Below are 26,766 nucleotides of genomic sequence, written 5' to 3'. Positions count from 1 at the left end.
GTGTCAAGCGCCTCGAATGGACCCAGTATGTTTATCGTTAGAGGCCGCGCCATTTGGGTTTTGCTCGTCACTGCGGTGAATAATTCATCATGCAGCCGGATTTTGCAGCAGGTCCGGCGGGCGAACTGCGAAACATTATACCTGCACCTCCCGATCCGCCGACACAATCACCGTCAAAATCGCTGCTTCGGTTATTGACGCTGATTGGCGGCGACGCTTGCCGACTCCCGGACTAGACTCATTTCGAGCCAGGAACACGCGACCACGAACACGCGAGCAGAGTGGGCGAGACTGTAGTGCTCTTTGCTTGCCGGGCCACCGGATTTTTCCGCGCACCCGATTCCAGGGGTAAATTGGGACCAGTGATGATCAATGAAATGCGGACATCGATGTCGCCGGGCAGCTCTGATTGGCTTTATTTCCATCGGCGAGCGCAATGGCTGCCCAATAGTACATCATTGAGGCGCGCGCTACGGGGGCTGGCTTCGGTCGCGGCGATATTGTCGCTCGGCTGTGGCTCCGCCTCGGCTGCCGACTACACTGCCGGAGGCGGCGTCATTACCGCGCCCTCGGGTTTTGCGACGGCGGTCGGCTCTGGGGCCACTACGCTCGGAATCAGAGCGAGCGCGTTCGGCGCAAGCGCAACCGCATTCGGTGACGATGCCACTGCGGTGGGCGCCAACAACATCGCATCCGGCGCGAGCGCGACCGCTCTTGGTGCCGGCAGTAACGCCAATGGTGCTCAGGCAACGGCGACGGGAGTAAATAGTTTTGCGGGAGGCGTCAATGCAACCTCGAACGGAATGAGCAGCTTCGCCAATGGCGACTTCGCGACTGCGATCGGTAAGTCCAGTAGCGCCGCCGGCGTCAGCGCCACCACGTTGGGTGCATTCAGCTCGGCAACCGGTACCTTTGCGACCGCAATCGGCGAGAGCAGCATTGCGAACGGCGCCCAGGCCACCGCGCTAGGCGTAAGCAGCAACGCCGCCGGCGCCAACGCCACCGCAACCGGCGTCAACAGCACTGCCAATGGTGACTTCGCCACCGCCATCGGCAAGTCCAGCAACGCCGTCGGTGTCAGCGCAACCACCTTGGGCGCGTTCAGTTCGGCCACGGGTACGTTTGCGACCGCGATCGGCGAAAGCAGCAATGCCAACGGCATCCAGGCAACCGCGGTCGGCGTCAGCAGCATCGCCAATGGCGCCAATGCGACTGCGACCGGCGTCTTGAGCAATGCCACCGGCTTTAATGCGACAGCAACCGGCGCCAACGCCATCGCCAACGGGCAATTCGCGACCGCTACCGGCGCCGGCGCAAACGCCACTGGGGCCGCCGCGACCGCCACGGGCCTGGGCAGCACTGCGACTGGCACCTTCGCGACCGCCACCGGCTTTAACAGCAGCGCCACCGGCGATACCGCGACTGCGACCGGCGCGGGGAGCGTTGCGAACGGGACCAATGCCACAGCCACGGGAGCGGCCAGCATCGCTGTCGGCGACGCCGCCACGGCATCAGGGGCATTGAGCAATGCGCACGGCAGCAATGCAAGCGCGACCGGCACGTTCAGCAATGCGGCAGGCGATTTTTCGACCGCGACGGGCTCGAACGCCACTGCAACTGGCGCCAATGCGACCGCGACGGGTGAGTCCAGCACCGCGACGGGCGCCAGCGCAACGGCGATGGGCCAACGCAGCGTCGCAAATGGCACGACAGCGAGCGCGTATGGTCAGCAGAGCTTGGCCAACGGCGATGCCACCACCGCCCTCGGCCAAGGCAGTACCGCCAGCGCGACCGGCGCGACGGCGATCGGCCGGGGCGCCTCGGCGCTGGCAGCAAACTCGGTCGCGATCGGCGCCGGGTCGGTGGCGACGCTGGCCAACACTGTGTCGTTCGGCACGCCCGGCAACGAGCGGCGGCTGACCAACGTCGCGGCCGGCGTCAATCCGACCGATGCGGTCAATATGAGCCAACTCCGGGCCTTACGTCAGGCTTTCAGTCTCAGGTCAGTTCGCTGCAATCGCAGATCGGCGAGAACCGCACCGAAGCGCGGCGCGGCATTGCCGCCGCGGTTGCGACCGCGAGCGCTCCGATGCCTTCGGCACCGGGCAAGACGACGTGGCAGGTTCGCGGCTCGACATTTCAGAGTGAGGCCGGATTTGGATTTGGATTTGCCCATCGTCTCAACACCGCCATGCCGCTCAGCGTTGTCGGCGGGTACGGCAACGGCGGCGGTATCCAGCACACCGCTTATGTCGGGATCGGCGGCGAGTTCTGACGGCGGGTCTGTTGTGACAAAAAGCAAGCCGATGATGCGGACGGTTTCGTATTCGATGGCGTCGCCGTCTGGCTTCGCGCACGGTGGCTTCGGCGAAGGGGCTGGAACGGCGATTGCGTGGTACGGCAACGTGGTGAATGGCAGGCAATTTGACTGGCGGGCTTTGATGTTTGCGGTCGCGCTGACCGCGGCTGCTGCCGGTCACGCGGAAACGCCTCCGCCCGGGCCAAAACCCGCGCAGATCGACCGCAACGGCGTGCTGATGCTGGTCCGCTCCTCGCTGCTCGCACTCGACCACGCCAACAAGACCGGTAATTACACCGTGCTGCGCGATATCGGCGCCCCCGGCTTTCAATCCAACACCGCAGCCCGGCTCGGCGAAATCTTTGCCAAGCTGCGCAACGACAACCTCGATCTCTCCGGTGTCGCCGTGATTGATCCGCAGCTCAATCTGCTGCCGCAGATCGAAGCCAACGGCCTGATGCATATGGCTGGATTCTTTCCCTCGGTCCCGAGCCAGGTCAATTTCGACTTGGCGTTCGCGCCGGTGAACGGCCAGTGGCGCTTGTTCGGCATCTCGGTGTCGATCGGGCAGAGCGGCCCGCGGCGCCCGACACGCCTCCCGTTGCGCAACAGCACCCACCGACAAAGGGGGCCAAGCAAGCTCACGAAAATGGAGCCAGGCCGGCAGCAAAGCCAGCGCCTGCGACCAGGCTCGCGCCGGCGGAGAAGCCAGCCGACAATCCGCCGCCCAAATAGACTGGAGTTGGTTTCCGGGGCGTCCGCCCGACGCGCAAAACACCTGCATTGGCTTTCGTCGACTTGATGATTCGGGCCGCTATCTGTCGGAGCGTGATTCTGCGAATGCGCGGAAAGCCTGCAGCTGCGGGGCCGCGAGTGAACCGACGAACAATCGATTCCACACGCCCGAGAATTGAAGACGATCACCGTCAAAATTGTCGCCTCAACTATTGACGCCAATTGGTGGAGACGTCCGCCGTCGTCACGGACTATTCTAGTGCGCTCTATGAATGAGCTCACACAACGAAATAGCCGAGCCTGCTACTGTCGAAACTAATTTCGCCGTTCACGGCCGCTTGAGAAGACGACAGCAATGCGAGGATACCATGCCCACCTTCATCAGAATTGCCGCCGACATCGAGGAGCCCGCGAAGCTTCTCAGCGATGAGCTGCGTGCAGTGGCGCTATTCGGCGGCATCGGATTATTGGTGTTGCTGATCGCAGCGAGCACCGGTGTGCAAGGTGTATGGCTCTGAGATGATCGAGGCGCGACCAATCTGATTGGCAATTTGGGCGCAGCGCCGGATTCCAGGCTTTCGAATCACAACGAAGATCGGAGCGCGTGCCATGTTTGAAGCAAATCGCCGGATCGTCCTTCAGTCCATCGCCATCGGTGCCGGCACCTTCGCCGCCTCGCAATCCCTTGCCGCCGGACCTGACGGCCATGCAGCCGGATACGAGGTCTCCGCCGCCTCGGAATACCTGAAGACGATTCCGCGCAAGTCCGGCGATCCCGTGGTGTTTACGCCTCGCTCGACAAGGGGCCGATCAAGGCAACATCCGGAGGGTGGGCACGGGAAGTCACCACACGTGGACTGCCCATCGCCACCGATATCGCCGGAGCGCATCTGTTCATGAATGCGGGCGGTGCCCGCGAGATGCATTGGCACAATTCAGCCGAGTGGGCCTATGTCGTCGATGGTCATTGCCAGGTTACCGTGGTTGACCCGGAGGGTGTCGCCGAGGTCGTCAATCTCGGGCCGGGCGATCTCTGGTACTTCCCCAAGGGCCACGGCCACGCCATCCAGACGCTCGGGCCGACGCCCTGTCACGCCATCCTCGCGTTCGACGATGGCCTGTATTCGGAACATGGCACGTTCGGCATCAGCGACTGGATGAGCCGTTACGACACAAGGGCCCTTTCGCAAGCATTCGCCGTTGCGGACGAGGCTTTCGCACAAATTCCCAAGGCAGAGACCTACATCATGCAGGGCGAGGTGCTGGCGCTCGATGGTCCGCAGGCGCGTTCGGCGCGCGAATTGGATCACTCGCGCACCCATCGCCACGCCATGATGGCTCAGAAGCCGAGAGTGAGCACGCCGGGAGGCGCACTCTATGTGGCGTCTTCCAGGGAATTTCCGATGTCGACGACGTTGACGGGAATGGTTCTAAAACTGAAGCGCGGTGCGATGCACGAACCGCATTGGCACACCGATGCCAATGAATGGCATTATGTGCTGAAGGGACGAACGCGGGTCACGCTGTTCGCGCCCGACAAGCGCGTCGCTGTGGCCGAGCTTGCGCCGGGCGAGTGTGCCTACATCCCCCGCAATTGCGGACACTCGATTCAAAACGTCGGCCCGGAGGATGCTGAAGTCGTCGGCGTGCTTGACAGCGGCACCTATCACGAAAGCTCTCTGTCGGATTGGCTGTCGAAGGCGCCGCGCCATCTGCTCGCCAACAATTTTGGCCTTGCGGAAAAGGATGTTGCCAATTTCAACAGGAAGCGGCTGGTGATTGTCCCGCCGGTCACCCCCGCCTGATTTCCGCAGGCCGCGTGAACAGTTGCCTGTTTCAGCCGAACTTGTACGGAAGCAGGCGTTCGCCAAAAGGTTCGCCTCGCCAGATCGATTGAAGGCCCGCGACGATTTCCGCCCCGTAGACGGCGTATGGAATTTCGATCGACTTCAGCCAGGGGGCGACCCACTGGTTCAGCGGCGTGCCGTCGATGCTGACCACATCGCAATCGCCAGGGATTTTCAGGCCGCGTTCGAGCGCGCTCCGGTTCACGCCATAGGCGATTTGGTCGCTCAAACAGAGAATGGCGTCTGGCGTGTGGCTGCCGCCGAAAATGCGGGTGCCGGCATCATAGCCGACCTGGAGATGCGATCGACCTTCCCCCTCCGCCTGGATGATCCCCTCGTCGGACCAACCACGCTCCCGCAGTCTGGCCAGGAAGCCTGACAGGCGATCCCGCGATGCGGACGAGCCCAGCCGCGGAAAAACAACAGCGGGCGTTCGCCGCCCAAGATTAGCGAAATAGTCGGCCGCAGCAGCACCTGCTGCGCAATCGTCGATTCCGACGAACAGGCCGTTGCCGGTCGGATTGCGGCGGCTCACGAACACCGTCGGGGCGCCGGACGCGGACAACTCGCTCAACCCCGGGCTTGGCACCGCCGCAACGAGGATATAGCCGCACACCATCTGGGCCCGCATCGCGTAGAGATATTCGTCCTGAAGTTCGGGGCGGTCGTGCGTATCGCACAGGATCATCACGTAGCCGGCCTCGCGCAGCGCAGCCTCAGTGGAGCCTGCAATGGTCGCCATGGCCGGATTGTCGAGGTTGGCCGCGATCATCGCCACAAGCTGGCTTTGGCCACGCTGGAGTGCCCGTCCCACTGGATTTGGCCGGTAGCCGACGGCCTCGATCGCGTCGAGCACCCGCGCCACCGTGGCCGGGGAGGCGCGGCGCATCTCGCCGTTGACGATCCGCGAGACGGTCGACACCGAAACGCCGGCGCGGGCCGCGACCGTGGCAAGTGAGACGTGTTCCCGCATCGGATTCCGTTCGGGCTGATTCGGTCGTCTTGTCATAGTCATCCGAAGCGGTCGCTGTCGAGTTTCTCCGGGACGGTCGCGGGACAGTTTGGAATCAGATTGACAACTTGGCAAACGTTTGCCAAAGCTGTTTTTTGAAGGAAACGTCCGCGCTGAGAATCCGGCCGAGAACGGACCCAGCGCCTATCTCGCACAGCCCGACCGGGCTTGCGCGAGCCGCGAGGAGACTGACCATGCGTGTCGTTACGCCCCTTATCGCGTCTTGTGCGCTGTCCCTGCTGGCCGTCACCGTGTTCGGCGGGCCGGCCGCGGCAGAGACCACGACGCTGCGCATGACCTGGTACTCGGACGGAAACGAGGGCGAGGTCATGGCCGACCTGCTCAAGCGATTCCATGAGCAGAACAAGGACATCGAAATCGTCCTCGATCAGGTGCCCTACAAGGCGGTCAACGAGACCTTGCCGGTACAGCTGGCCTCCGGCCAAGGCCCCGATATGGCGCGTATCGTCGATATGGGCGGTCTGTCGCGCTTCGCGCTTGATCTGCGCCCCTTCCTCAAGGATCCCGCCTACTGGGAAACCAACTTCGGCCCCTTCCTCGAATGGATGCGTCCGGCGGGCGATACGCAGGCAATTCCCGGCTTCATGACCCAGCTCACCGTCACGGGTCCCTTCGTCAACAAGACCCTGTTCGAGCAGGCCGGCGTCGCGATGCCGGGCGAGAAGTCGACCTGGGAGGACTGGGCCAAGGCGGCGAAGCAGGTCGCGGACAAGGTCCAGGTGCCGTTCCCGCTGGCGCTCGACCGCTCGGGCCACCGCTTCTACGCGCTCGCGTTATCGCAAGGCACGCAGGGGTTCGGCGCGAATGGCGAGCCGCAAGTCATCGACAACGGCCTCAAACGCGCGGCGCAGCTCGTTTACGACTGGCACAAGTCCGGCGTGATGTCGAAAGAGCTGTGGGGCTCGGTCTCCGGCACGGCCTATCGCGGCGCCAACGACGAATTCAGGAACGCGCAGGTCGTCATGTATCTGTCCGGATCCTGGCAGACCGCTCAGTTCGCCAAGACCATCGACAACGCCTTCGACTGGGTGGTGGTGCCCAATCCCTGCGGCCCGGGCGGCTGCAGCAGCATGCCGGGCGGCGCCGGTCTTGTCGCTTTCAAGACGACCCAGCATCCCAGGGAAGTTGCGCGGGTCATGGAATATCTCGCGAGCGAACCGGTGTTGGCGGAGTTCTATTCGCGCTCGCTGTTCGTGCCCGGACACCTTGGGCTCGCGAAGAAAGGCATCGACTATCCGACAGCGAGCCCGGATGCGGCCGCCGCGCTGAAGGTCTTCACCGCAAGCGCTGCCCAGATTTCTCCGATCGCCTACCGCATCCAGGGCTATAGCGACAGCCGGATCATCCTCAACGCCGTCATCAGCCGTCTTGGGCAGGCGGTCTCCGGCGAGACGACGCTCGAGGATGCCTACAAGCGCATCCCCGCCGACGTCGCGCAGCAGATCGCCGAGCGCAACAAGAAGTGACGATCACTCGGTCACCGGGCCGGAGGACCAGCGCGATGTCCGACATTCCATCCATTTCTCGACCGGTGCACTGCATGGCAGCGAGCGCGCTGGCACGGCTGGGCGGCGCGGCGGTCCTGCCGGCCGGTGCGGCGTTGCGACTGCTCGATGCGCCGATGCGCTGGCTGCAGCGCATGGTCGGCGCGCGGCGCATGGCGTATGTGTTCCTGCTGCCCAACTTCGTTTTCTTCGGCCTGTTCGTGTTCCTGCCGATCGGCATCAACGTCGTGTTCTCGGTGACCGGCGGCACGGCGCTGTTTCCATCGCAACGCCCCTACGTCGGGAGCGAACAGTTCGCTTATCTGTTCGACTGCGGCTCCTATATCGATCCGGCGAGCTGCCGCGAGGACCATTTCTGGCGCGGCGTCGCCAACACCGCGAAGTTCATCGTGTTTCAGGTGACGGCGATGGTGCTGTTTTCGCTCCTCACCGCGCTTATCCTCAACATGAAGATCCGTGGACGTGGCTTTTTCCGCGCGGTCTATTTCTTTCCCGTGCTGCTGTCACCGGTGGTGGTCGCGCTGATCTGGAAATGGATCCTGCAGCGCGACGGGCTCCTCAATGCCGCGATAACCACGCTCGGCGGCCAGAAGATCCTGTTCTTCGTCGATCCCGGCTGGGCGATGTTCTGGGCGGTGTTCGTCTCGGTGTGGGCGCATATGGGTTTCTACACCCTGATCCTGCTCGCTGGCCTGCAGGCGATCCCGGCCGATCTCTACGAGGCGGCCGAAATGGACGCGACGCCGCGCTGGCGCGTGCTGCTGCGCATCACCCTGCCGCTGCTGTGGCCGAACATGATCGTCGTGATCGTGTTGGCGTTGATCAAGGGCGCGCAGACGTTCGACGAGGTGTTCGTGCTGACCGGCGGCGGTCCCGGCACCGCGACGCTGATGGTGGTGCAGTACATCTACGAGACCGGCTTCTCCAACCAGGTGCAGAATTTCGGCCTCGCCGCCGCGGCCTCCGTCGTGCTCGGCGTCGTCCTTTTCGCCCTGACGCTACTGCAATTCGCCGCCGCGCGACGCAAAGAGGTCTGAGATGGCAACCATGCGCCTTTCAAATATGCTTCGTCAGCGTCGCAACGGGCAAGGGCGACCGCTGCATTGGACCGACATCGCGGCCTACGTCTATCTCGCGCTCGGCGTCGTCCTCATGTTCGGCCCCGTGCTGTGGCTCGTCCTGTCGTCGTTCAAGACCCAGAGTGCATTGCTGGAATTTCCGCCGTCACTGCTGCCGTTCGCACAGGTCGAAGTCGCGGTGCCCGGTCAGTCGCAAAAGCTGCCGCTGTTCCGCGCCACGCTTCCCGACGGCACGGTCCGCGAACTGGCGCAGGTTCGGCGCATTGGGCTGATCGGCCAGATGGTCGACCCCGCCGATCCGTCGCAGCAATTCCGCGTCGCGATCGACAAGCGCGAACCGGTGCGCCGCATCGCGCTCGCGACCGAGAATTACAGTGAACCGCTGCAGCGCTTCGCCTTCATGCGTTTCCTGTCCAACTCGGTGTTCGTGACGGTGGTCGCCACGCTGATCACGCTGCTGATCAATTCCATGGCGGCCTATGGGCTTGCCGTCTACCAATTCCCCGGCAAGCAGGCGGCGACCCTCGCGGTGATCGGGACGTTGATGATCCCGATGACCATCATTCTCGTGCCGGTCTATCTGGTCGTGACCGAGCTCGGCCTCGCCAACTCGCTTTGGGCGGTGATCCTGCCGGGTGCGGCGACGCCGACGGGCGTCTTCCTGCTCCGGCAATACATGCTGACCTTGCCGAAGGATCTGATCGAAGCTGCGCGGATGGACAAGGCGTCCGAGTGGCAGATCTATTGGCGCATCGTCCTGCCGCTGACCCTGCCGGCGCTCGCGGTTCTGGCGATTTTCTCGATCATGTGGCGGTGGAACGAATTCCTCTGGCCGCTCGCGGTATTGACCAAAACCGAGGTTTACACCCTCCAGATCGCGCTGAACGCGTTCCAGGGCGAACTCCAGACCCAGTGGCATTTCCTCCTCGCCATGACGGTGGTGACGCTCATTCCCGTCGCGCTCGTCTTTGTATTCCTCCAGCGCTTCATCACGACGGGCATCGGCTCGACGGGAATGAAATGACGGATCGGAGCTAACGACCATGGCTGAACTGAAGCTCACGGGCGCACGCAAATCGTTCGGCACCATCAACGTGCTGCACGGCATCGATCTCGCGGTGAAGGACGGCGAATTCGTCGTCTTTGTCGGCCCTTCCGGGTGCGGAAAATCAACGCTGCTGCGTGTCATCGCCGGCCTCGAAAACGTCACCAGCGGCGAGGTCCATATCGACGGCGAGCGCGTCACCCATCTGCCGGCCTCCGAGCGGGGGCTCGCAATGGTGTTCCAGTCCTATGCGCTTTATCCGCACATGAGCGTGCGCAAGAATATGGGCTTTGCGCTCGAGAACATGGGGCTGAAACCTGCCGACATCGAAGAACGGGTTGAGCGTGCCGCCGCCATGCTGCGGCTCACGGACTATCTCGACCGCAAACCCAAGGCGCTTTCCGGGGGACAGCGCCAGCGCGTCGCCATCGGCCGGGCCATCGTGCGCGATCCGAAGATATTCCTGTTCGACGAGCCGTTGTCGAACCTCGACGCGGAGTTACGCGTTGCGACGCGCAAGGAGCTTGCGGCGCTGCATGCCAATCTCGGCGGCACGATGATCTATGTCACTCACGATCAGGTCGAAGCCATGACGCTCGCCGACCGGATCGTGGTGCTCAAATCCGGCCGGATCGAGCAGATCGGCACGCCGCTTGAACTCTACAACCGACCCGCGAACGCCTTCGTCGCCGGCTTCATCGGTTCGCCTCGCATGAACCTCCTCCCCGCAACGGTGATCTCCGACGACGGCATGCTCCGCGTCACCATCGGCGACCGCGAAGTCACGCTGCCTCGCGCGGCATCCGGGCTCACTGCCGGGGCGGGCGTGACGCTCGGCATCCGCCCCGAGCATATCGACGTCGTGCCCGAGACGGGCATGCTCGCAACAACGGTCGATCTCGTCGAACGGCTTGGCGGTGAGACCTTCATCTATGCCTCGGCGCCCGGGCTGCCGCAGATCACGCTGCGCCAGGATGGCCAGTCGCAATTGTCCCGCGGCGATGCGGTCGCAATCCAGTTCGCCCCCGACCACCTTCACGTCTTCGACGCAACCGGCGCGGCCATCGCGCGACCCTCATAGAATCCTGAGCCTCATGAAAGCCCTGACCCACGGCCGCTTCCGCGGCCTCGACGGCCACGCCGCGCTGTTTGATCTTGCAACCGGACCGGCGGCAGCCCCGCTCGCCACACTCCGTATCGCGATTCTCGAGCGCGACATCGGCCGCGTCACCTTGCGCCGGCCCGAGGGTTATCGCCTCGATCGCGGCTGGGCGATCGCCCCCCACCGCATTGAACCGCCATTCGAGGGGCGGCTGCGCGACGATGTCACAGGTTTTCAAAATCCGGTGCCGACGACGTGGGAGGCCGGTGGCATCGTCACTGTCGCGGCCGGCGGTCTCACCGCGCGGGTGCGACTCGATCCGTTCGGCATAGCCTGGTACCGCGACGGCGAGGACCGGCCATTCCTGCGCGACCGCCCGACCCAGGCTTATTTTCTGTCGCGCAACAACGGCGCGTTGCTGCACGCGATGGAACGGCACGACGACGAACGCCATTACGGCCTCGGAGACAAGGCCGGTCCGCTCGATCGCACCGGCCGGCGCTTCGCCATTGATGCCGTCGATCCCTGCGGCTTCGACGCCGAGCTGTCCGACCCGCTCTACAAGATGCTGCCGTTCTTCATCGTTGATGGCGCACGCGGCGCACACGGCATCTTCTACGACAATCTCGCCCTCGGCTCGGTCGATCTCGGCTGCACGCTCGACAATTACCACGGTCTATTCCGCAGCTATCGCGCCGAGGACGGCGACCTCGATTATTACGTGCTCGCCGGCCGCACGGTGCCCGCGGTCACGCGCCGGTTTTCCTGGCTGACCGGCGGACAGGCTTTTGCGCCGCGCTGGACGCTCGGTTTTGCCATGACGACGATGACCATCGCCGACGCGCCGGATGCGGATGCACGTATCACCGGCTTCATCGAAGATTGCAGACGCCACCGCATTCGTTGCGACAGCTTTCACTTCGGCTCCGGCTATACTTCCATCGGCGACCGTCGCTACGTCTTCAACTGGAACCGCGACAAATTCCCGAATCCGTCCGCCACGATGGCGCGACTGAAGGCAGCCGGCATGCAGCCGGTCACCAACATCAAGCCCTGCCTGCTCGACGATCATCCACGGCTCGCCGAAGCCAAGGCGAGCGGCATTCTGGTCGGCGACGGCGAGACCGGCGAGCCCGCGGTGGCGCAGTTCTGGGACGGCCTCGGCTTCCACGTCGACTTCACCAACCCGAAGGGCCGGCAATGGTGGGCGAACGGCATCTGCGACGCCTTGCTCGCCTTTGGCGTAACCGCGGTGTGGAGCGACAACAACGAATTTGAGATCTGGGACGAGGATGCGGTCTGCGCCGGCGACGGGCGACCGTTTCCGCAAGGGCTCGCCCGTCCCGCGCAGGCCCTGCTGATGCATAAGCTCGCCTACGAGACCCAGGCCGCGCAGGCGCCGGACAAACGGCCCTATACGATCACGCGCGCGGGCAGCGCCGGCATTGCCCGCTACGGCCAGACCTGGAGCGGCGACAACGAAACCGCCTGGAAGACGCTGCGCTACAACCTGACCCAGGGCCTCAACATGAGCCTGTCGGGGCTTTATAATATCGGCCACGACGTCGGCGGCTTTCACGGCCCTTCGCCGGAGCCGGAACTGCTCTGTCGTTTTGTCGAGTTCTGCGCGCTGTGGCCGCGCATGGTGATGAATTCCTGGAAGGCGAGCGGCATCGTCAACACGCCCTGGATGCATCCCGGTGTGATTCCACAGGTCCGATCCGCCATGGATCTTCGCCACAGCCTTATCCCCTATCTGTACACCCAGATGTGGCGCGCAGCAGTGGAAGACGTGCCGGCGGTGCGCCCGCTACTCTGGGATTTCGCCTCGGATACGACGGCAGCAACTGTCGAGGACGCTTTCATGCTTGGCCCCGATCTCCTCGTCGCTCCCGTGCTGGAAGAGGGGGCGAGAACGCGCGAGGTCTATCTGCCCGTCCATCCCGACGGCTGGTACGACTGGCATGACGGCACACCATTCGAAGGCGGCCGCACGGTCACCGTCGCGGCGCCTCTTGGCCGGCTACCGGTGTTCGCACGCGCGGGCTCGATCGTTCCGATCGAAGACGAGAAAGGGCTGACGGCGATCGCATTCGGGGCGCCCCATCGTGGTGGCTTCGGCCTTCTCTATGTCGACGATGGCGAGACGGCGGACTGGCGCAAGGCGGGCATGGCGATCGAACTCCGCCTCCGCCCCGACGATGCCGGCTTCGTTCTCGATGTCAGCGGACGAGACCTGGCACCACCAATCCGCGTCCGTGGCGTCGGCGTGCCGAATCTGCGTCTTGCCGGCAAGGCGGAGTGACGAAGGCAAACGCACTCACATTACTACTCACCTCCTCACGTTATCAGATCACGCATTGTCGAAAGCTTTAAGGGACGGTTGCACCGATTACCTCAATGAGTATCTGTTCGCCCATCTCAACGAGGCCCGCCAGATCATCGAGGAAGGGAGGATCGACTACAACACCAGCCGACAGACACGAGCCTCAACGGGCACGTACCAACAGAGTTCGCACCCCTCCGCGATTCCGAGTCAGTCCTTTGCTCGGCCAAGCCAGATCGCGACCGCACCGGCGAGCAACACAGCGGCCGAAATGAGCAGCGAGGCATGGGCGCCCGCAATGAACGCGTCGTTGCCTCCGACCAGCGAGCCGAATAGGGCAATGCCAAGCACGCTGCCGGTCTGCCGCGTTGCGTTCAAAACGCCCGCAGCGATGCCGGATCGCGACTTCTCGACACTGCCGAGCAGCGTCGAGGTCAAGGACGGCACGAGCAAGCCGAGCCCGCCGCCGAGGATCATAAGCTGAGTGCCGATCGCCGCGTAGCTTGCCTGAGGCCATAGGCAGCAGCGCAACGCAGCCCGCGGCAGTGATCACACAAGCCAGTGCAATGGTTTGCGGCGCGCCGAGGCGCTCGCTGACCGATGCGGCGACGAGATTGGCGGGCAGCACCATGCCCATCATGGGCACGAAAGCGAGGCCTGTTGCGAACGGCGACCAGCCGTTGATTTTCTGGAAGTAGAGACTGAGCACGAAGATCAGGCCGTAGAAGGCGATGTTGAAGAGGAGTCCAACCAGAGCGGTCAGCGCAAACATGCGGTGGCGGAACAGCGAGAGTGGCAGCATCGGTTGTGGCGCGCGCGCCTCGCGCCATACGAACAGGAGTCCGATCACGGCCGCTGCCACGAAGCCCATGATGACGAGCGGATGGCTCCAGCCGAGCACGCCGCCTTCGATCAGGGCGCCGGCCAGCGTGCCGAGGGTTGCAACGGCCGCGATCTGTCCCGGCAAATCGATCTCGCGCTGCGCGAGCCGCGGCGTTTCCTCGGCATAACGCCAGGCAAGCCAGAGGCCGGCGGCGCCAATCGGCAGGTTGACGAGAAAGATCGCGCGCCAGCCGACCAGCGCAATCAGCGCGCCGCCGACAAACGGCCCCGAAGTCAGTGCGACGCTCGCACCTGCGGCCCAGAAGCCGACCGCGCGGCCGCGCGCCTTCGGATCGGCATAGGCATGATTGAGCAGCGTCAGCGAGTTCGGCACCAGGATCGCTGCTGCCAGGCCCTGCACGGAGCGTGCGGCGATCAGGAATATCGCCGACGGCGCCAGCGCGCAGGCGAGCGAAGCCAACGTGAAGATCGCAAAGCCCGCGATGAATATCCGTTTGGCGCCGACGCGGTCACCGAGCGCGCCGGAGGTCAATATGAAGGCCGCGAATGCGATCGTATAGGCGGTCACCACCCATTGCAGCTCGGCCACGCTACCGCCGAGCGAAGTGCCAATGCTGCTCAGCGCAGTATTGACGATGGTGATATCGAGCTGCACCACGCCGAGGCCGAGGCTCGTGGCAGCAAGTGCCAGCGCCGTCGCGAGCGGCGAACGGGATGATGTGTTGTCGGAGTGGGCTAGTTCCGGCTGCCTTGTATTGAACGAAGTGGTTTGCATTGATCACACTCAGTTGCCTGTGAGAATTTGACGGCCCAGATCAGCCCGCTTTGCGATGGTCATTCGATGCCAACCGAATATTCGGAGCCGCGGGATGATCTTTCTCCTCGTCGCGGCATGTCTTCACCGGGCCTACTGGCGTCCAGGCAACCTATGTTTCGTGATCGATCCAGTCTCGCGGAAACACTACGGTCTTGACCGAAGTATTCGTACTTGGCACTGCGTCCTTATCGGCGTACGAGACGGGCATGGACACCGGACCCAAAATCGCCCAAGTCGCAGCGCTCATCGGCGACCCGGCGCGCGCCAACATGCTGAGCGCGCTGATGGATGGCCGAACGTTGACCGCCTCGGAGCTCGCCTATGTGTCTGGCGTGGCGCCGCAGACAGCGAGTGGCCATCTTGCGAAACTTAGCGACGCGGGATTGCTCGCGCTCGCAAAGCGGGGCCGACGGCGATATTTCCGCCTGACCTCTCCGCACGTCGCGCGCGTGCTAGAAGGTCTCATGGTCGTGGCGCAGGACGGCCCCGCGCGGCAGCGCAATCTCTGGCGCGGTGGAGAAACGCTCCGGCACGCGCGCACGTGCTATGACCACATGGCCGGCCGCATCGCCGTCGCAATCGCCGACCGGCTGGTCCAACAGTCGTTTATTCTGCTCGACGAGGATGGCGGGCAACTCACCGACGCCGGCCGGTCATTCTTCAATGAGTTGGGCGTCGATCTTCGCCTCGCCTCCAAGCGCCGGGTGTTCTGTCGCCCCTGTCTCGACTGGAGCGAGCGCCGGCCGCATCTGGCCGGGGCAGTCGGCGCCGCCATTCTTGATCACGTTCTCGAGCACGATTGGGTCGAGCACGTCAGGGATAGCCGGGCGCTCGTCGTAACTCCGGTCGGCGTTAGAGAACTCGCCACAACGTTCGGCATCGAGGGCGGACCCCCGATGGACGGTCGCGATGGGCGTGTTGGGTCACGATCCGTCCTAGCTGGGACGCGGCTTACGGATCAAATGTGAGTAGATGCTAGAGTTGCCATGGGCAGCAGGCGCGGTCGATGCGGGACTCGTCTCCACAATCGCCGACCGGAATCGAACCCGGCTCAGACTCGAAATCTTTGGAGGAGACAGGCGAGCGCTTGACGGTCTCCGCGAATTGCCGCTCCATGAAGAGTTTGCGGGGAACCCGGCGCATCGCTGACAGAACGCGTCTGTTGCGGATGCCGCGGCAGGCGATCTGAAAGTGGACCTAAGGTTCATCGATCGGCCGACCGATTGATCAACTCGGGGCGCCAAACATTTTCGAACAGGAACAAAAGCAATTCGCTCGCGGTTGTTCATTGCGGCGTGCAGACCGCCTGAAGCAGACGTCAATCGATCAGGCGCCGGTAACACGATCAAGACAAAAGCGGCCTGCGGTGCGCGGCCGCTCAGGCTGGTCGCTTGGAGATCGTAGAAGCGGTCGTCGCAATCAGCCGGAATGGAAGTCGGTGCTCAACGATTTGTACCCCCAATTTCCGGCCTTCAGCGTCCCGCCGTCCGAGAACAACGGTCGAGGTTTTCAATGCGGACATTGGGCAGGGTTGACGAACACCGTACCGCAGATCGCGATCGCCTTCTTGCATGCGCTCTTGCCGGCATAGCGGGCGCTATCATTGGTGCTGCGCTGACACGCTCCCACCCCGGCGGTCGCGAGCCCAATCGCCATACGCAATTGGCACAGCTCAATGGTACGCCCGCGCGGCGGTACTATAGCGGCTTCAATCCCCAACGGGCGGTTGCCATCGCCGATCTCCGAGCGATGGCTCACAAGCGGCTGCCGCGGTTTGCACTCGAATATCTTGAAGGTGGAGCGGAGGACGAGGCCGCGCTGCTCGGTGAGCGGCGCGCCTTTGCCGATTGGCGTTTCCTGCCGCGGACGCTGGTCGATGTTTCCGGCCGCACGCTCGCAACCAGCATCCTGGGCCAATCTGCCGCCATGCCGCTTGTGGCTTCACCGACCGGCCTCAACGGCATCCTGCACGCGCATGGTGATTGCTTGCTGGCTCAGGCTTCGCAGCAGGCGGATATTCCGTTCGTCCAGAGCACGATGTCGAACGACACAATGGAAGAGGTGGCGCGGGCCGCGCCCGGCGTGCGCCATTGGTGGCAGCTTTATGTCTTTGGCGGGGACGAGATCTGGCAGGAGCTTCTGCGCCGCGCGGAGCGAGCGGGGTGCGAGGCCCTCGTGCTGACCACCAATGCCCAGATCTTCGGCGATCGCGAATGGCAGCGACGCAATCAGATCGGAAACGCCCGGCTTTCGGCGTCCGCGGCGCTCGAAAGCCTCACGCACCCGCTCTGGTTTGCCGAAAATCCGCTGTCGCTGGGACTACCAAAATTTGCCAACATCATCGACTTCGTTCCGAAGGATCAGCGCAGCTTCTTCGCGGCCTCGAACTGGGTCCGAGCGCATCAACCGACCTCGCTGAGCTGGGACACGGTTGCAAAGATACGACAGCGCTGGAACAAGCCGTTCATTCTCAAGGGCATTCTCTGTCCCGACGATGTGCGGCGCGCGCTCGATAGCGGCGCGGATGGAATCGTGCTGAGCAGCCATGGCGGGCGCCAGTTGGACTGGACGGTCGCGCCGCTTGATTTGCTGCCGGTCGCACGCGAGATCGTTGGTGAAAAGATCGCGCTTTACATGTCCGGTGGTGTCCGGAGAGGAACCGACCTGCTCAAGGCTTGCGCGCTCGGCGCCGACGCAGTGTGGGTCGGGCGGGCTCTATTGTATGGGCTATGTGCGGCCGGCGCTGCAGGCGCCGCACGCGCGCTCGCGATCATCAAGGCCGAGGCATTGGACGCGATGGGCTTGTTGGGAGCAAACCGCATTGAGGAGCTTGGTCCGCACCTGCTGGCGCACGCCGGGCGCGTGGCCTGACACAGCCCCTTGGGGAACCAAAGGAAGCCAGCCGCGTCAGATTCGTGCTGGCTTGCCCATTGACGCAAGAGTTCCCAGCCGCAGAACCAGCGTCGCGCTGGTCCCGATCCAATGACATGAAGTCACGGAGGCTGAACTTGGACCGGCAGATGTCCCGCGCCAGAGGACCTCGTCAGCCGGAGATCAGAGACTACGCGATCATCGGCGACTGCAGAACCGCTGCGTTGATCTCGCGGGAGGGCTCGCTTGATTGGCTGTGTCTGCCGAATTTCTCCAGCACCAGCGCATTTGCTCGCCTGCTCGACCTGAATGCAGGTCACTTCTCGATCAGGCCGTCTGCTCCCTTCGCCGTCGAACGCCGCTATTTGCCGGCGACTGCCGTGCTCGAGACAACGTTCAAGACCGACAGCGGCGTCGCTCGAGTGATTGATCTCTGCCCGATCTCGGACAGCATCGGATCGCTCCTTCCCATGCGCGAGATCTTGCGCATCGTCGAGGGCGTCGCAGGTTCCGTCGACCTGGAGATCGAATTCGCGCCGCGACTTCGGTATGGGCGTGTGCGATCCACCTTCCGCAAGATGACCGATGCCGTATGGCGCTGCGGGAGCACCAACGAGTTGCTCTTGCTCAACAGCAATGTCGAGCTCGCTGATCACGGATCGATGCTGAGCGCCAAGCTGCATACGACGGAGGGCGAGCGGGAACACTTCAGCCTCTCGTATGTCGAATGCGACGTCGGAACGATCGCTCCGGTCGGAGCACATGCCGACGCGCGTTGCGATCGCACGATCGCATGGTGGCAGGATTGGAGCCGTACCTGCAACTTTCCCGGGCGCGAGCGCGATATCGTGTTGCGAAGCGCGATAACGCTCAAACTCATGACGTTCTGTCTCTCCGGCTCTATCGTGGCCGCACCCACCACGTCCGTTCCGGAGGCAATCGGTGGCGAGCGCAATTGGGATTATCGATACTGCTGGCTGCGCGATGCAGGGTTGACCATGAGCTCGCTGGTCGATCTCGGGTTTCACGAGGAGGCCTCGACCTATTTGGGCTGGTTGTTGCACGCGACGCGTCTGACGCGTCCGAATCTTTGCAGCCTTTATGACGTTTATGGGCGCACGAACTTGCGTGTGCAGATTGCCGAGTGGCTCTCCGGCTACATGAACACGGCGCCGGTTCGCATCGGAAATGACGCAATCGAACAGCTTCAGCTCGACGTGCACGGCCAGGTGATCGCCGCAGCGCAAATCTTTGCCACCTCCGGCTGCGAACTCAGCCCATTGGAGGCGCGCATGCTGATTGGCTTTGGCGACGTCATCTGCAAGCGCTGGCGAGAGCCGGATAACGGAATTTGGGAGATTCCCGGCGCCCGCCGCCCATACACGTTCTCAAAGGCCATGTGTTGGGTGGCATTGGACAGGCTGCTGTCGCTGCATGAGCGCGGAATCATTGATCTCGGAACGCGAGAGGCCGGCTTTCGGCGGACCCGCGCGGACATCGCCGATTGCATCGAAACCCGGGGCTTCAGCACCGCCCTCGACAGTTACACAGCCGAGCTTGATGGACGAGAGATGGACGCTGCGCTGCTCCTGCTCGTTTGTTTTGGCTACAAGGTCGCATCGGACACACGAATGGTTGCGACCTACAATCGGCTTCAGGACGAGCTCGGTTGCGGCGGTCTCCTCTATCGATATCGTCCGGGATATGACGGCCTGAAGGGCAGGGAGGGCGCGTTTGGTCTCATCAGCTTCTTTGCCATCGTTCACCTCGCCGAGCGCGGCCTTGTTGCGGAAGCTGTGCGCCGCTTCGATGATCTCTGCGACTTTGCCAATGATGTCGGACTGTTCGGTGAAGAAATAGAACCCGGTACCGGAAGAGCGCTCGGCAACTTTCCTCAGGCCTTCACTCATGTCGGCTTGATCTATTCCGCGCTGGCCATCGAGCGGGCACGACGGAGAACCGCCCCGTGAACGCGCCGTGGGATCTGTCACTCTGGGCGTTGGTCGCAACGCTGGCAATGACCTCCATTCTGGAGGCCAGCCGCGGACTCGGATTTTCCCGTCTGAGTCTTCCGTTCCTGATCGGCACGTTCTTCACGAGTCGGCGCGGACGCGCGGTGATCCTCGGCTTTGTTGTGTACACGATTGGCGGCTGGCTGTTTGCATTCGTCCATTTCCTGCTGTTCTCGAGCGTTCGGATCTACACATGGTGGTTCGGCGCGCTCGCGGGCCTCGTGCACGGCGTGTTTCTTCTGGCCTGCGCGCTTCCTCTCCTGCCCTTCGTGCATCCAAGGATGGCGTCGGAGTACCACTCCGCGAGCGCGATCCGGCAGCTCGAGCCGCCCGGATTTCTTGCCATGAACTACGGCTATCATACGCCCTTGAGCACGTTGATTGCCCAGATGGTGTATGGCGCAACGCTCGGCGGCTTCGTGCAGGTTGCGCATTGGGTAGGCGCGTAATCAACGATACTCAGCGATAGCGCGTACGCAGCGTTCCTCGCGGACGCGGCCGGGCCAGCAGGCCAAGCGTCAGAAGTGCGGCTCCCCATGCAATGACCGGCGCGACGCGAGCGACTGCGCCGCGGACCGCGACCGCATGATTTCTGGCCTCGCTTCCAAAGCTGCCGCGGGTGCGATGCAGATCGTGGACCGGCTCCAGAAGATTGTCCCTGCGATAGGGCGCCACGGGCGTATCGGTTTCCTGTCCGGCGAAGGTCGTTCGAGCGAGATAGCGATCGAACAGCCCGGGAGCTAGCCAGTTCCCGAGAACGACTGCCAGGGTGCTCGCGCCGATCCAATATTCCCGCGCGGGCTGCACTGCTGCGCGATAGAGCGTGTCCGCGATCACCTCCGGCTGAACGACGGGCGGCACCGGACGAGGCTGGTGCGCCCGGTGGGTCCGCGCCCAATCGAATTGCGGCGTGTTGACGGCCGGCAGTTCCACGATCGTCAGTCTGATGCGAGAACCTTCATGGATCAGTTCTGTGCGAAGGGAATTCGTGAATCCGCGGATGGCATGTTTCGCGCCGCAATATGCGGATTGCAATGCGATGCCGCGATACGCCAGGGCCGAGCCGACTTGAATGATCGTGCCGCAATTACGTGGGCGCATGTGGCGCAGGGCTGCCATCGTGCCATGAACCACGCCGAGATAAGTCACCTCGGTCACGCGTCGGAATTCGTCCGGCGTCAGATCCCAGACCGGCGAAAATACGGTGACCATCGCATCGTTGATCCAGACGTCGATCGGTCCGAGGTGCCGCGCAATGGCATCCGCCGCGGCAAAAACCTGATCCGCATCGGCAACATCCGCCGGCGCAATAAAAGCTCGGCCGCCAAGCCGCTCGACCTCGTCCTTCACCACGTTCAGGGCGTCCTCGTCGCGCGCAATCAAGCCGATTGCAGCGCCCGCCCGTGCATAACGATGTGCTGCGGCCCGTCCAACGCCGGCGGATGCGCCCGTGATCACGACCGTGCGGTTACGAAATGCAGAGGACACCAAGAACGCCATCGATGGGCCTCACGCATCGAGCCGGATGAGCGCAAGGCCTGACTGCGGATCCTTACGCTTACGCAGATGGGCGGGACTTTCCGTCACAATCACCTCAAGCGTCGGCCGAACATGCGCTTCGCCGAGATGGCCGGCCATTGCCGCACCGTCCTGCCTACCGAGCACCAGATGAACGTGAAGAGCGGCCTCGCCGGAGGGCTCCTCGGCCACGTCCCCGATGAGCGAGGCGACCTCGACCTGTTCTAGCACCGCAATCCGCTGATACTCTTTCCTGCCCCAGTTGAAATACAGCAGGACAGCGTCGCTGAAGGCGCCGATGGCGGTGAGTTGTGCCGCGCGCACCTTCTCGGCGGCAACGAAACGTTTCAGGCAATCCATGACCTCTTCACCCGTTTCCAGGATCACCGCATAGGTTCTTTGTCCGCCGGTCTCATGGAGAAGCTTGTGGCGCATCTGGAGGTCCTCCGTCGCCAAGTAAACTAGCGAGAGAACCGCGAGCAGCTTTAAAGAGTTCCTGAATCATCGAAGATGTTAAAGGCTAGGTCGAAGGTTGATTGGAACGCTCCTCGCCGAACTCTGTTTTGCGATCAAGGGGGTTTGAAATTGCTGGAATAGCTCATGGCCTCTCCTACTGCATCGGACGTCCTCGTTGAGACCTTGCTCGATTGGGGCGTCGACACCGTCTTTGGCCTTCCGGGGGACGGGATCAACGGCATCATTGAAGCGTTGCGCACGCACCAGGATCGGATCAAGTTCATTCAGGTCCGTCACGAGGAGGCCGCCGCCTTTAATGCCTGCGCTTACGCGAAGTGGACCGGACGACTTGGCGTATGCATTGCGACCTCTGGTCCCGGCGGCATTCATCTCCTCAACGGCCTCTACGACGCCAAGCTCGATGGGCAGCCGGTCCTCGCCATCACGGGATTGCAATTCCACGACCTGCTCCACACGTTCACCCAGCAGGACGTGGAACTGGACAAGCTGTTCATGGATGTTTGCGTCTACAACAGCCGCATCATGGGGCCGCAGCACGTCGAGAACGTGGTGGAACTCGCCTGCCGTACGGCGCTCGCTTATCGCGGCGTCGCGCATGTCACGGTTCCCGTCGACATGCAGTCTCAGCCGGTGAGCGCAGGCAAGCGATCGGAGCGCAATGTACCTCATCACGTCTCGGATTTGATGGCCCGCTCCGCGCAAGCGCCGAGCGATGACCAGGTCGGCCGCGCCGCGGCAATCCTCAATGCCGGCAAGAAGACGGCAATCCTGGCGGGCCGCGGCGCGCTCGATGCGCGCGACCAGGTGCTCGCAGTCGCCGAGCGCCTTGGCGCGCCGGTGATCAAACCGCTGCTGGGCAAGGGCGTCATTCCCGATGACAGCCCGTTCTCGGCAGGCGGGATCGGTCTGCTCGGCACCAAGCCGGCACAAGAGGCGCTGGAGACTTGCGACACGCTGCTGATTGCCGGCAGCTCGTTTCCCTACATCGAATTCTACCCCAAGCCCGGCCAGGCGCAGGCGGTGCAAATCGAACTCGACCCGATGCGAATGGGATTGCGATATCCCGTTGCGGCCGGTCTGGTCGGCGATACCGGGAAGGCGCTTCAGGCACTGTTGCCCCGGTTGGATTACCGGGAGGACCGGTCGTTCCTGGAGACGGCCCAATCCGGCATGAAGGAGTGGAGCCAGCTGATGGCCGAGCGGGGCACGAGGAGCGACAAGCCCATGAAGCCCGACGTCGTCGCCTACGAGCTCAACAGGCTCCTGTCTGACGATGCGATCGTATCGACCGACTCCGGGACGATCACCACCTGGATCGCCCGTCATCTCGTGATGCGCGGAAACATGATGTTCTCGTGCTCGGGTAATCTGGCGACCATGGCCTGCGGCTTGCCCTATGCAATCGCCGCCGCGGTCGCCCAGCCCGGCAGGCAGGTCGTCGCTTTTGTCGGTGACGGCGGCCTCACCATGTTGATGGGCGAGCTTGCGACTTGCGTCAAATACGATCTCGACGTGAAGATCGTGGTGATCAAAAACAACGCACTCGGCCAGATCAAATGGGAGCAGATGGTCTTCCTCGGCAACCCGGAATATGTCTGCGACCTCCAGCCGATCGACTTTGCCGCCGTGGCGCGCGGCTTCGGCGTCAAGGCTTTCAGTGTCGACGATCCCGCGCGCTGCGGCGAGGTGCTGCGCGAGGCGCTGAGCACGCGCGGTCCGGTCCTGATTGAGGCGGTCGTCGACCCGCACGAGCCGCCAATGCCGCCGAAGGCGACGATGAAGCAGGTCAAGAACTTCGCCGAGTCGCTCGCCCGCGGAACGCCGGCACGCGGGAAAATCGCCTGGACGGTGGCCTCGGACATCGTCCGCGAAATTACCTGACGCCGCACGGCGCCACGCGACGGCCGCCAGCCGCCCGCAAACGTGAGATGCCGCTCTCAGCGAAACGGACGGCGCCCTGCGGGCCTGCAGTGCCGCCACGCAGTCATGCGGCAGATGGCATTCGTGCGACAGAGGGAAGCTGAGGACAGTCATGCGGCAGAGGGAAGCTGATGAGCCACACTCTCGAAGTCGATCATAGCAAGTCGCGTGGTTCGCTGCGCCGCATCGAGCGGACGGCTGACGGCAGGATCGTCAGCGCGGAAACCCGCCCGCCTGCTCCCGGACAATATGAGGATCTCGGCCGCGAGCTCGCCCGCGCCGTGGATGGCGAAGTGCGGTTCGACAGCGGCGACCGGGCGCTCTACGCCACGGATGCATCGAATTACCGGCAGGTTCCGATCGGCGTGGTGATCCCGCGTTCGGCCGCGGCCATCGCCCGGACCGTCGAGCTTTGTCGCAAGTTCGAAGCGCCCATCGTGATGCGCGGCGGCGGGACGAGCCTCGCAGGCCAAGGCTGCAACGTCGCGGTGCTGATCGATTGCTCGAAATACCTCAACCGCGTGATCGCCATCGACACCGTCTCGCGCATCGCGGAAGTCGAGCCCGGCTGCATTCTGGACAATTTGCGCTCGACTGCCGAACGCAACCACCTCACCTTCGGACCGGATCCAGCGACGCATGACCACAACACGCTCGGCGGGATGATCGGCAACAACTCCTGCGGCGTTCACTCGGTGATGGCGGGCCGGACGTCCGACAACGTCGATTCGATGGACATCCTCACCTATGATGGCGTCCGCCTCGAGGTCGGCCGTACCGGAGAGCATGAGTTCCGGCAGCATCTCGCAGCCGGCGGGCGCCGGGCGGAGATCTTCCGGCAGCTCGACGAATTTCGCAGCCGCTATCGCGATCTCATCCTGGCGAAATACCCCAAAATTCCGCGCCGGGTATCCGGCTACGAGAATCTGGATGAGCTCATGCCGGAGCGCGGGTTCAATGTTGCGCGCGCGCTCGTGGGAACCGAAGGCACATGCGCAGTCGTTCTGCGCGCCAGGCTGAATCTGGTGCCAAGCCCGCGGCAGCGCGCGCTCGTCATCATCGGGTTCGACGATGTCTATCGCGCCGCCGATGCCGTGCCCGACGTGCTGCGCTATGAGCCGATCGGGCTTGAAGGCTTCGACCGGCTGCTCGTGGAGTTCGTCCAGCGAAAGCATCTCCACCCCGAAGACATCAAGGTGCTTCCGGCAGGGGGCGGATGGCTGATTGCGGAATTCGGTGCCGATACCAGTGACGATGTGGCGGCCAAGGCCCGGCCACTGGCCGAGGAATTCGGGCGACGCGGGCGTGAGGCGAAGCTGGTTGCTGATTCCCAGCAGCAGGCGAAGATCTGGGAGGTTCGCGAGGCGGCTCTGGCGGCGACTGCGCACGTACCGGACTTTCCGGAAACCCATCCTGGATGGGAGGATAGTGCGGTGAGCCGGGAAAATCTCGGACCTTATCTTCGCGAGCTCAAGGCGCTCTATCACAAGCACGGCTATGAGGCATCCGTCTATGGCCATTTCGGCGACGGGCTTGTGCATTGCCGCGTGCCGTTCGATCTGCGGACCGAGTCGGGCCTCGCCAATTGGCAGCGATTCCTCGACGAAGCTGCCGATCTCGTCGTCCGCTACGGCGGCTCGCTCTCAGGCGAGCATGGCGACGGTCAGGCGCGCGCGAGCCTCTTGGAGAAGATGTACGGGCCCGAGCTGATGCAGGCCTTCCGTGAGTTCAAGGCGATTTGGGATCCGGCCGGCAAGATGAATCCGGGAAAGGTCATCGACCCGTTCCCGCCGACATCGAATCTGCGGATCGGTCCGAATTATCAGCCGCCTGACCTGCCGACGTATTTTTCCTTCAAGGAAGACTCCAACAGCTTTGCCAAGGCGACACGCCGCTGCGTGGGCGTCGGAACCTGCCGCCGCCGCGACAGCAACAAGGGCGTCATGTGCCCGAGCTACATGGCGACCAACGAGGAGAAGCATTCGACGCGCGGTCGCGCGCGCTTGCTGTTCGAGATGCTGCATGGCGGACCGATCGACGACCTCTGGCGCAGCACCGAGGTAGAGGAGGCGCTCGATCTCTGCCTCGGTTGCAAGGGCTGCAAGAGCGACTGCCCCGTGCAGGTGGACATGGCGACCTATAAGGCGGAGTTTCGGGCGCATCACTACAAGGGTCGCCTGCGCCCGCGTGCCGCCTACTCCATGGGCCTGATCCATGAGTGGTCGCGCCTTGCCAACTCCGCGCCGTGGCTCGCCAATGCGGTCTTCCGATGGCCGGGACTCTCCGCGGTGGCCAAATGGGCGGGAGGGATTGCGCCGCAGCGCAGGATTCCGACCTACGCGCGCCAGTCGTTCGTCCAGTGGTTTCGCGCGCGTGGCGCGCGCGGAAGCGGCAAGCCGGTCATGTTGTGGCCGGACACGTTCAACAATTACTTCAGGCCTCAGACCGCGATCGCCGCCACCGAGGTTCTCGAGTCGCTCGGCTACGCCGTGACGATTCCCGACCGCATCCTGTGCTGCGGTCGGCCACTCTATGACTGGGGCATGCTCGATCGCGCCAAGAAGCTCTGGGAACGCACATTCGTCGCGCTCGCTCCCGCCATGAAGGCAGGTATGCCGATCGTCGGCCTTGAGCCGGCTTGCGTCAGCGCGTTCCGGGACGAACTGCCGGGCCTCTTCCCCGGTCACGAGCACGCCGAGCGCCTTTCGCACCAGACTCTGTTCTTCACCGAATTTCTCGATCGGCACGTTCCACATCAAGAGCTCGGCCGTGCCTCGGGCGCGGCCTTGGTTCAGTTTCACTGCCACCATCATGCGGTCCTCGAGCCGGAGGCAGAGCAGCACGTTCTTGATCAAATCGGACTCAACTACGAGGTCATGAAATCCGGGTGTTGCGGGATGGCCGGGGCGTTCGGATTCGAACGCGACAAATATGACGTGTCCATCACCGCGGCCGAACGCGCCATGTTGCCCCTGATCAGGGATGCAGCCTCCAATGCGATCATTCTGGCCGATGGATTCAGTTGCCGCGAGCAGATCGAGCAGTGCACCGGCCGCAGGACACAGCATATCGCGGAGTTGCTGGCCGATGTGGTCGCCCCAAGGGATCGATATGCGAGTTCGTCGACCTGACAAGAGCCGCAAGCGCCGGCCGGAAGCCCCTCGAGGGAAGCATACTGCGGGAAGTCCAAAAGAGAGCGCGAAGGAGCGATCGTCCCCGGGCGAGACCGCGCCCAGCCACGAAGTCCATGAAGGCCGGCTGATCGAGAAGCCGGCCAAGGAAAGCGGTAAGTGAGGTCCGAAGGGAGGGCCGATCCTCCGCAGGCATCATACCAAAG

Annotated in this window: 20 protein-coding genes and 2 pseudogenes; 17 read left to right on the top strand and 5 right to left on the bottom strand. The window is 63.4% G+C overall.

Annotated elements, in window-relative coordinates:
• Positions 1 to 365 precede the first annotated feature (365 nt).
• A pseudogene (locus AB8Z38_RS19430) lies at positions 366 to 1,784 on the top strand (YadA family autotransporter adhesin); the annotation flags it as partial.
• Here the strand turns inward: AB8Z38_RS19430 and AB8Z38_RS19425 are convergent.
• The gene (locus AB8Z38_RS19425; RefSeq protein ID WP_369726800.1) at positions 1,727 to 1,960 is read right to left on the bottom strand and encodes a hypothetical protein; all 234 of its coding nucleotides are present in this window, start codon (positions 1,958 to 1,960) and stop codon (positions 1,727 to 1,729) included. The pseudogene AB8Z38_RS19430 and the gene AB8Z38_RS19425 sit on opposite strands and share 58 nt — an antisense overlap.
• Positions 1,961 to 2,089: 129 nt before the next feature.
• Between AB8Z38_RS19425 and AB8Z38_RS19420 the strand changes: the two genes are divergently transcribed.
• From AB8Z38_RS19420 to AB8Z38_RS19400, 5 genes are all read left to right on the top strand, one after another.
• Positions 2,090 to 2,275 (top strand): hypothetical protein, encoded by a 186-nt coding sequence (locus AB8Z38_RS19420; protein ID WP_369726799.1) that lies wholly within the window; start codon positions 2,090 to 2,092, stop codon positions 2,273 to 2,275.
• Positions 2,276 to 2,309: 34 nt separating this feature from the next.
• A complete protein-coding gene (locus AB8Z38_RS19415) occupies positions 2,310 to 3,101 on the top strand; it encodes a hypothetical protein (protein WP_369726548.1) in 792 nt (263 codons plus the stop codon).
• 301 nt (positions 3,102 to 3,402) lie between these two features.
• On the top strand, positions 3,403 to 3,552 hold the full coding sequence (locus AB8Z38_RS19410; RefSeq protein WP_369719485.1) for a hypothetical protein: 150 nt from the start codon (positions 3,403 to 3,405) through the stop codon (positions 3,550 to 3,552).
• Between the two features lie 91 nt (positions 3,553 to 3,643).
• Positions 3,644 to 3,934, top strand: a complete 291-nt coding sequence (locus AB8Z38_RS19405) for a hypothetical protein (RefSeq protein ID WP_369719484.1) — start codon at positions 3,644 to 3,646, stop codon at positions 3,932 to 3,934.
• A complete protein-coding gene (locus AB8Z38_RS19400; RefSeq protein ID WP_369726546.1) occupies positions 3,844 to 4,839 on the top strand; it encodes a cupin domain-containing protein in 996 nt (331 codons plus the stop codon). The genes AB8Z38_RS19405 and AB8Z38_RS19400 overlap by 91 nt, the downstream gene beginning before the upstream one ends.
• 31 nt (positions 4,840 to 4,870) lie before the next feature.
• Here AB8Z38_RS19400 and AB8Z38_RS19395 read toward each other — a convergent pair whose 3' ends face one another.
• A complete protein-coding gene (locus tag AB8Z38_RS19395; protein ID WP_369719483.1) occupies positions 4,871 to 5,854 on the bottom strand; it encodes a LacI family DNA-binding transcriptional regulator in 984 nt (327 codons plus the stop codon).
• Between the two features lie 233 nt (positions 5,855 to 6,087).
• On the opposite strand from AB8Z38_RS19395, the gene AB8Z38_RS19390 reads away from it, so the two are divergent.
• From AB8Z38_RS19390 to AB8Z38_RS19370, 5 genes are all read left to right on the top strand, one after another.
• Positions 6,088 to 7,380: an ABC transporter substrate-binding protein gene (locus AB8Z38_RS19390; protein ID WP_369719482.1), complete on the top strand. Its 1,293-nt coding sequence runs from the start codon at positions 6,088 to 6,090 to the stop codon at positions 7,378 to 7,380.
• A 74-nt stretch (positions 7,381 to 7,454) separates the two neighbouring features.
• Positions 7,455 to 8,456 (top strand): carbohydrate ABC transporter permease, encoded by a 1,002-nt coding sequence (locus tag AB8Z38_RS19385; protein WP_369726545.1) that lies wholly within the window; start codon positions 7,455 to 7,457, stop codon positions 8,454 to 8,456.
• 10 nt (positions 8,457 to 8,466) lie between these two features.
• The gene (locus AB8Z38_RS19380; RefSeq protein ID WP_369719481.1) at positions 8,467 to 9,522 is read left to right on the top strand and encodes a carbohydrate ABC transporter permease; all 1,056 of its coding nucleotides are present in this window, start codon (positions 8,467 to 8,469) and stop codon (positions 9,520 to 9,522) included.
• Positions 9,523 to 9,541: 19 nt separating this feature from the next.
• Entirely contained in the window at positions 9,542 to 10,624 is a 1,083-nt protein-coding gene (locus tag AB8Z38_RS19375) for an ABC transporter ATP-binding protein (RefSeq protein WP_369719480.1), read from the top strand.
• A gap of 13 nt (positions 10,625 to 10,637) precedes the next feature.
• Positions 10,638 to 12,950, top strand: coding sequence for a TIM-barrel domain-containing protein (locus AB8Z38_RS19370; protein ID WP_369719479.1), 2,313 nt, complete (start codon positions 10,638 to 10,640; stop codon positions 12,948 to 12,950).
• A gap of 231 nt (positions 12,951 to 13,181) precedes the next feature.
• Here the strand turns inward: AB8Z38_RS19370 and AB8Z38_RS19365 are convergent.
• Positions 13,182 to 14,589, bottom strand: a pseudogene (locus AB8Z38_RS19365) (MFS transporter).
• 248 nt (positions 14,590 to 14,837) lie between these two features.
• Here AB8Z38_RS19365 and AB8Z38_RS19360 point away from each other — a divergent pair.
• The 4 genes from AB8Z38_RS19360 (at position 14,838) to AB8Z38_RS19345 (ending at position 19,963) form a co-directional block, all read left to right on the top strand.
• Positions 14,838 to 15,599 (top strand): ArsR/SmtB family transcription factor, encoded by a 762-nt coding sequence (locus AB8Z38_RS19360; RefSeq protein ID WP_369719478.1) that lies wholly within the window; start codon positions 14,838 to 14,840, stop codon positions 15,597 to 15,599.
• Positions 15,600 to 16,380: 781 nt separating this feature from the next.
• Positions 16,381 to 17,502: an alpha-hydroxy acid oxidase gene (locus tag AB8Z38_RS19355; protein WP_369719477.1), complete on the top strand. Its 1,122-nt coding sequence runs from the start codon at positions 16,381 to 16,383 to the stop codon at positions 17,500 to 17,502.
• A 116-nt stretch (positions 17,503 to 17,618) separates the two neighbouring features.
• On the top strand, positions 17,619 to 19,472 hold the full coding sequence (locus tag AB8Z38_RS19350) for a glycoside hydrolase family 15 protein (protein WP_369719476.1): 1,854 nt from the start codon (positions 17,619 to 17,621) through the stop codon (positions 19,470 to 19,472).
• Positions 19,469 to 19,963, top strand: a complete 495-nt coding sequence (locus AB8Z38_RS19345; protein WP_369719475.1) for a hypothetical protein — start codon at positions 19,469 to 19,471, stop codon at positions 19,961 to 19,963. The genes AB8Z38_RS19350 and AB8Z38_RS19345 overlap by 4 nt, the downstream gene beginning before the upstream one ends.
• Before the next feature lie 10 nt (positions 19,964 to 19,973).
• Here AB8Z38_RS19345 and AB8Z38_RS19340 read toward each other — a convergent pair whose 3' ends face one another.
• Together AB8Z38_RS19340 and AB8Z38_RS19335 are read right to left on the bottom strand one after the other, a co-directional pair.
• The gene (locus tag AB8Z38_RS19340; RefSeq protein WP_369719474.1) at positions 19,974 to 21,014 is read right to left on the bottom strand and encodes an SDR family oxidoreductase; all 1,041 of its coding nucleotides are present in this window, start codon (positions 21,012 to 21,014) and stop codon (positions 19,974 to 19,976) included.
• A 9-nt stretch (positions 21,015 to 21,023) separates the two neighbouring features.
• The gene (locus AB8Z38_RS19335; RefSeq protein WP_369719473.1) at positions 21,024 to 21,467 is read right to left on the bottom strand and encodes a PPC domain-containing DNA-binding protein; all 444 of its coding nucleotides are present in this window, start codon (positions 21,465 to 21,467) and stop codon (positions 21,024 to 21,026) included.
• A gap of 165 nt (positions 21,468 to 21,632) precedes the next feature.
• On the opposite strand from AB8Z38_RS19335, the gene AB8Z38_RS19330 reads away from it, so the two are divergent.
• Positions 21,633 to 23,390, top strand: a complete 1,758-nt coding sequence (locus AB8Z38_RS19330) for a thiamine pyrophosphate-dependent enzyme (RefSeq protein ID WP_369719472.1) — start codon at positions 21,633 to 21,635, stop codon at positions 23,388 to 23,390.
• 170 nt (positions 23,391 to 23,560) lie between these two features.
• Positions 23,561 to 26,560 (top strand): FAD-binding and (Fe-S)-binding domain-containing protein, encoded by a 3,000-nt coding sequence (locus tag AB8Z38_RS19325; protein WP_369719471.1) that lies wholly within the window; start codon positions 23,561 to 23,563, stop codon positions 26,558 to 26,560.
• Positions 26,561 to 26,766 lie beyond the last annotated feature (206 nt).

This window comes from Bradyrhizobium sp. LLZ17, from assembly GCF_041200145.1.
In the GTDB taxonomy this organism is placed as follows: domain Bacteria; phylum Pseudomonadota; class Alphaproteobacteria; order Rhizobiales; family Xanthobacteraceae; genus Bradyrhizobium.
The sequence above is the reverse complement of the archived record's forward strand: the minus strand, read 5'-3'. Positions and strand labels throughout refer to the sequence as shown.

What these genes read in the sequence shown, in the direction of transcription:
- AB8Z38_RS19375 (WP_369719480.1), top strand. Translation starts at nt 9,542, where the DNA reads ATGGCTGAACTGAAGCTCACGGGCGCACGCAAATCGTTCGGCACCATC.
- AB8Z38_RS19385 (WP_369726545.1), top strand. Translation starts at nt 7,455, where the DNA reads ATGGCAGCGAGCGCGCTGGCACGGCTGGGCGGCGCGGCGGTCCTGCCG.
- AB8Z38_RS19390 (WP_369719482.1), top strand. Translation starts at nt 6,088, where the DNA reads ATGCGTGTCGTTACGCCCCTTATCGCGTCTTGTGCGCTGTCCCTGCTG.
- AB8Z38_RS19380 (WP_369719481.1), top strand. Translation starts at nt 8,467, where the DNA reads ATGCGCCTTTCAAATATGCTTCGTCAGCGTCGCAACGGGCAAGGGCGA.
- AB8Z38_RS19415 (WP_369726548.1), top strand. Translation starts at nt 2,310, where the DNA reads ATGCGGACGGTTTCGTATTCGATGGCGTCGCCGTCTGGCTTCGCGCAC.
- AB8Z38_RS19325 (WP_369719471.1), top strand. Translation starts at nt 23,561, where the DNA reads ATGAGCCACACTCTCGAAGTCGATCATAGCAAGTCGCGTGGTTCGCTG.
- AB8Z38_RS19370 (WP_369719479.1), top strand. Translation starts at nt 10,638, where the DNA reads ATGAAAGCCCTGACCCACGGCCGCTTCCGCGGCCTCGACGGCCACGCC.
- AB8Z38_RS19335 (WP_369719473.1), bottom strand. Translation starts at nt 21,467, where the DNA reads ATGCGCCACAAGCTTCTCCATGAGACCGGCGGACAAAGAACCTATGCG.
- AB8Z38_RS19410 (WP_369719485.1), top strand. Translation starts at nt 3,403, where the DNA reads ATGCCCACCTTCATCAGAATTGCCGCCGACATCGAGGAGCCCGCGAAG.
- AB8Z38_RS19340 (WP_369719474.1), bottom strand. Translation starts at nt 21,014, where the DNA reads ATGGCGTTCTTGGTGTCCTCTGCATTTCGTAACCGCACGGTCGTGATC.
- AB8Z38_RS19420 (WP_369726799.1), top strand. Translation starts at nt 2,090, where the DNA reads ATGCCTTCGGCACCGGGCAAGACGACGTGGCAGGTTCGCGGCTCGACA.
- AB8Z38_RS19330 (WP_369719472.1), top strand. Translation starts at nt 21,633, where the DNA reads ATGGCCTCTCCTACTGCATCGGACGTCCTCGTTGAGACCTTGCTCGAT.
- AB8Z38_RS19395 (WP_369719483.1), bottom strand. Translation starts at nt 5,854, where the DNA reads ATGCGGGAACACGTCTCACTTGCCACGGTCGCGGCCCGCGCCGGCGTT.
- AB8Z38_RS19355 (WP_369719477.1), top strand. Translation starts at nt 16,381, where the DNA reads ATGGCTCACAAGCGGCTGCCGCGGTTTGCACTCGAATATCTTGAAGGT.
- AB8Z38_RS19350 (WP_369719476.1), top strand. Translation starts at nt 17,619, where the DNA reads ATGAAGTCACGGAGGCTGAACTTGGACCGGCAGATGTCCCGCGCCAGA.
- AB8Z38_RS19405 (WP_369719484.1), top strand. Translation starts at nt 3,644, where the DNA reads ATGTTTGAAGCAAATCGCCGGATCGTCCTTCAGTCCATCGCCATCGGT.
- AB8Z38_RS19360 (WP_369719478.1), top strand. Translation starts at nt 14,838, where the DNA reads ATGGACACCGGACCCAAAATCGCCCAAGTCGCAGCGCTCATCGGCGAC.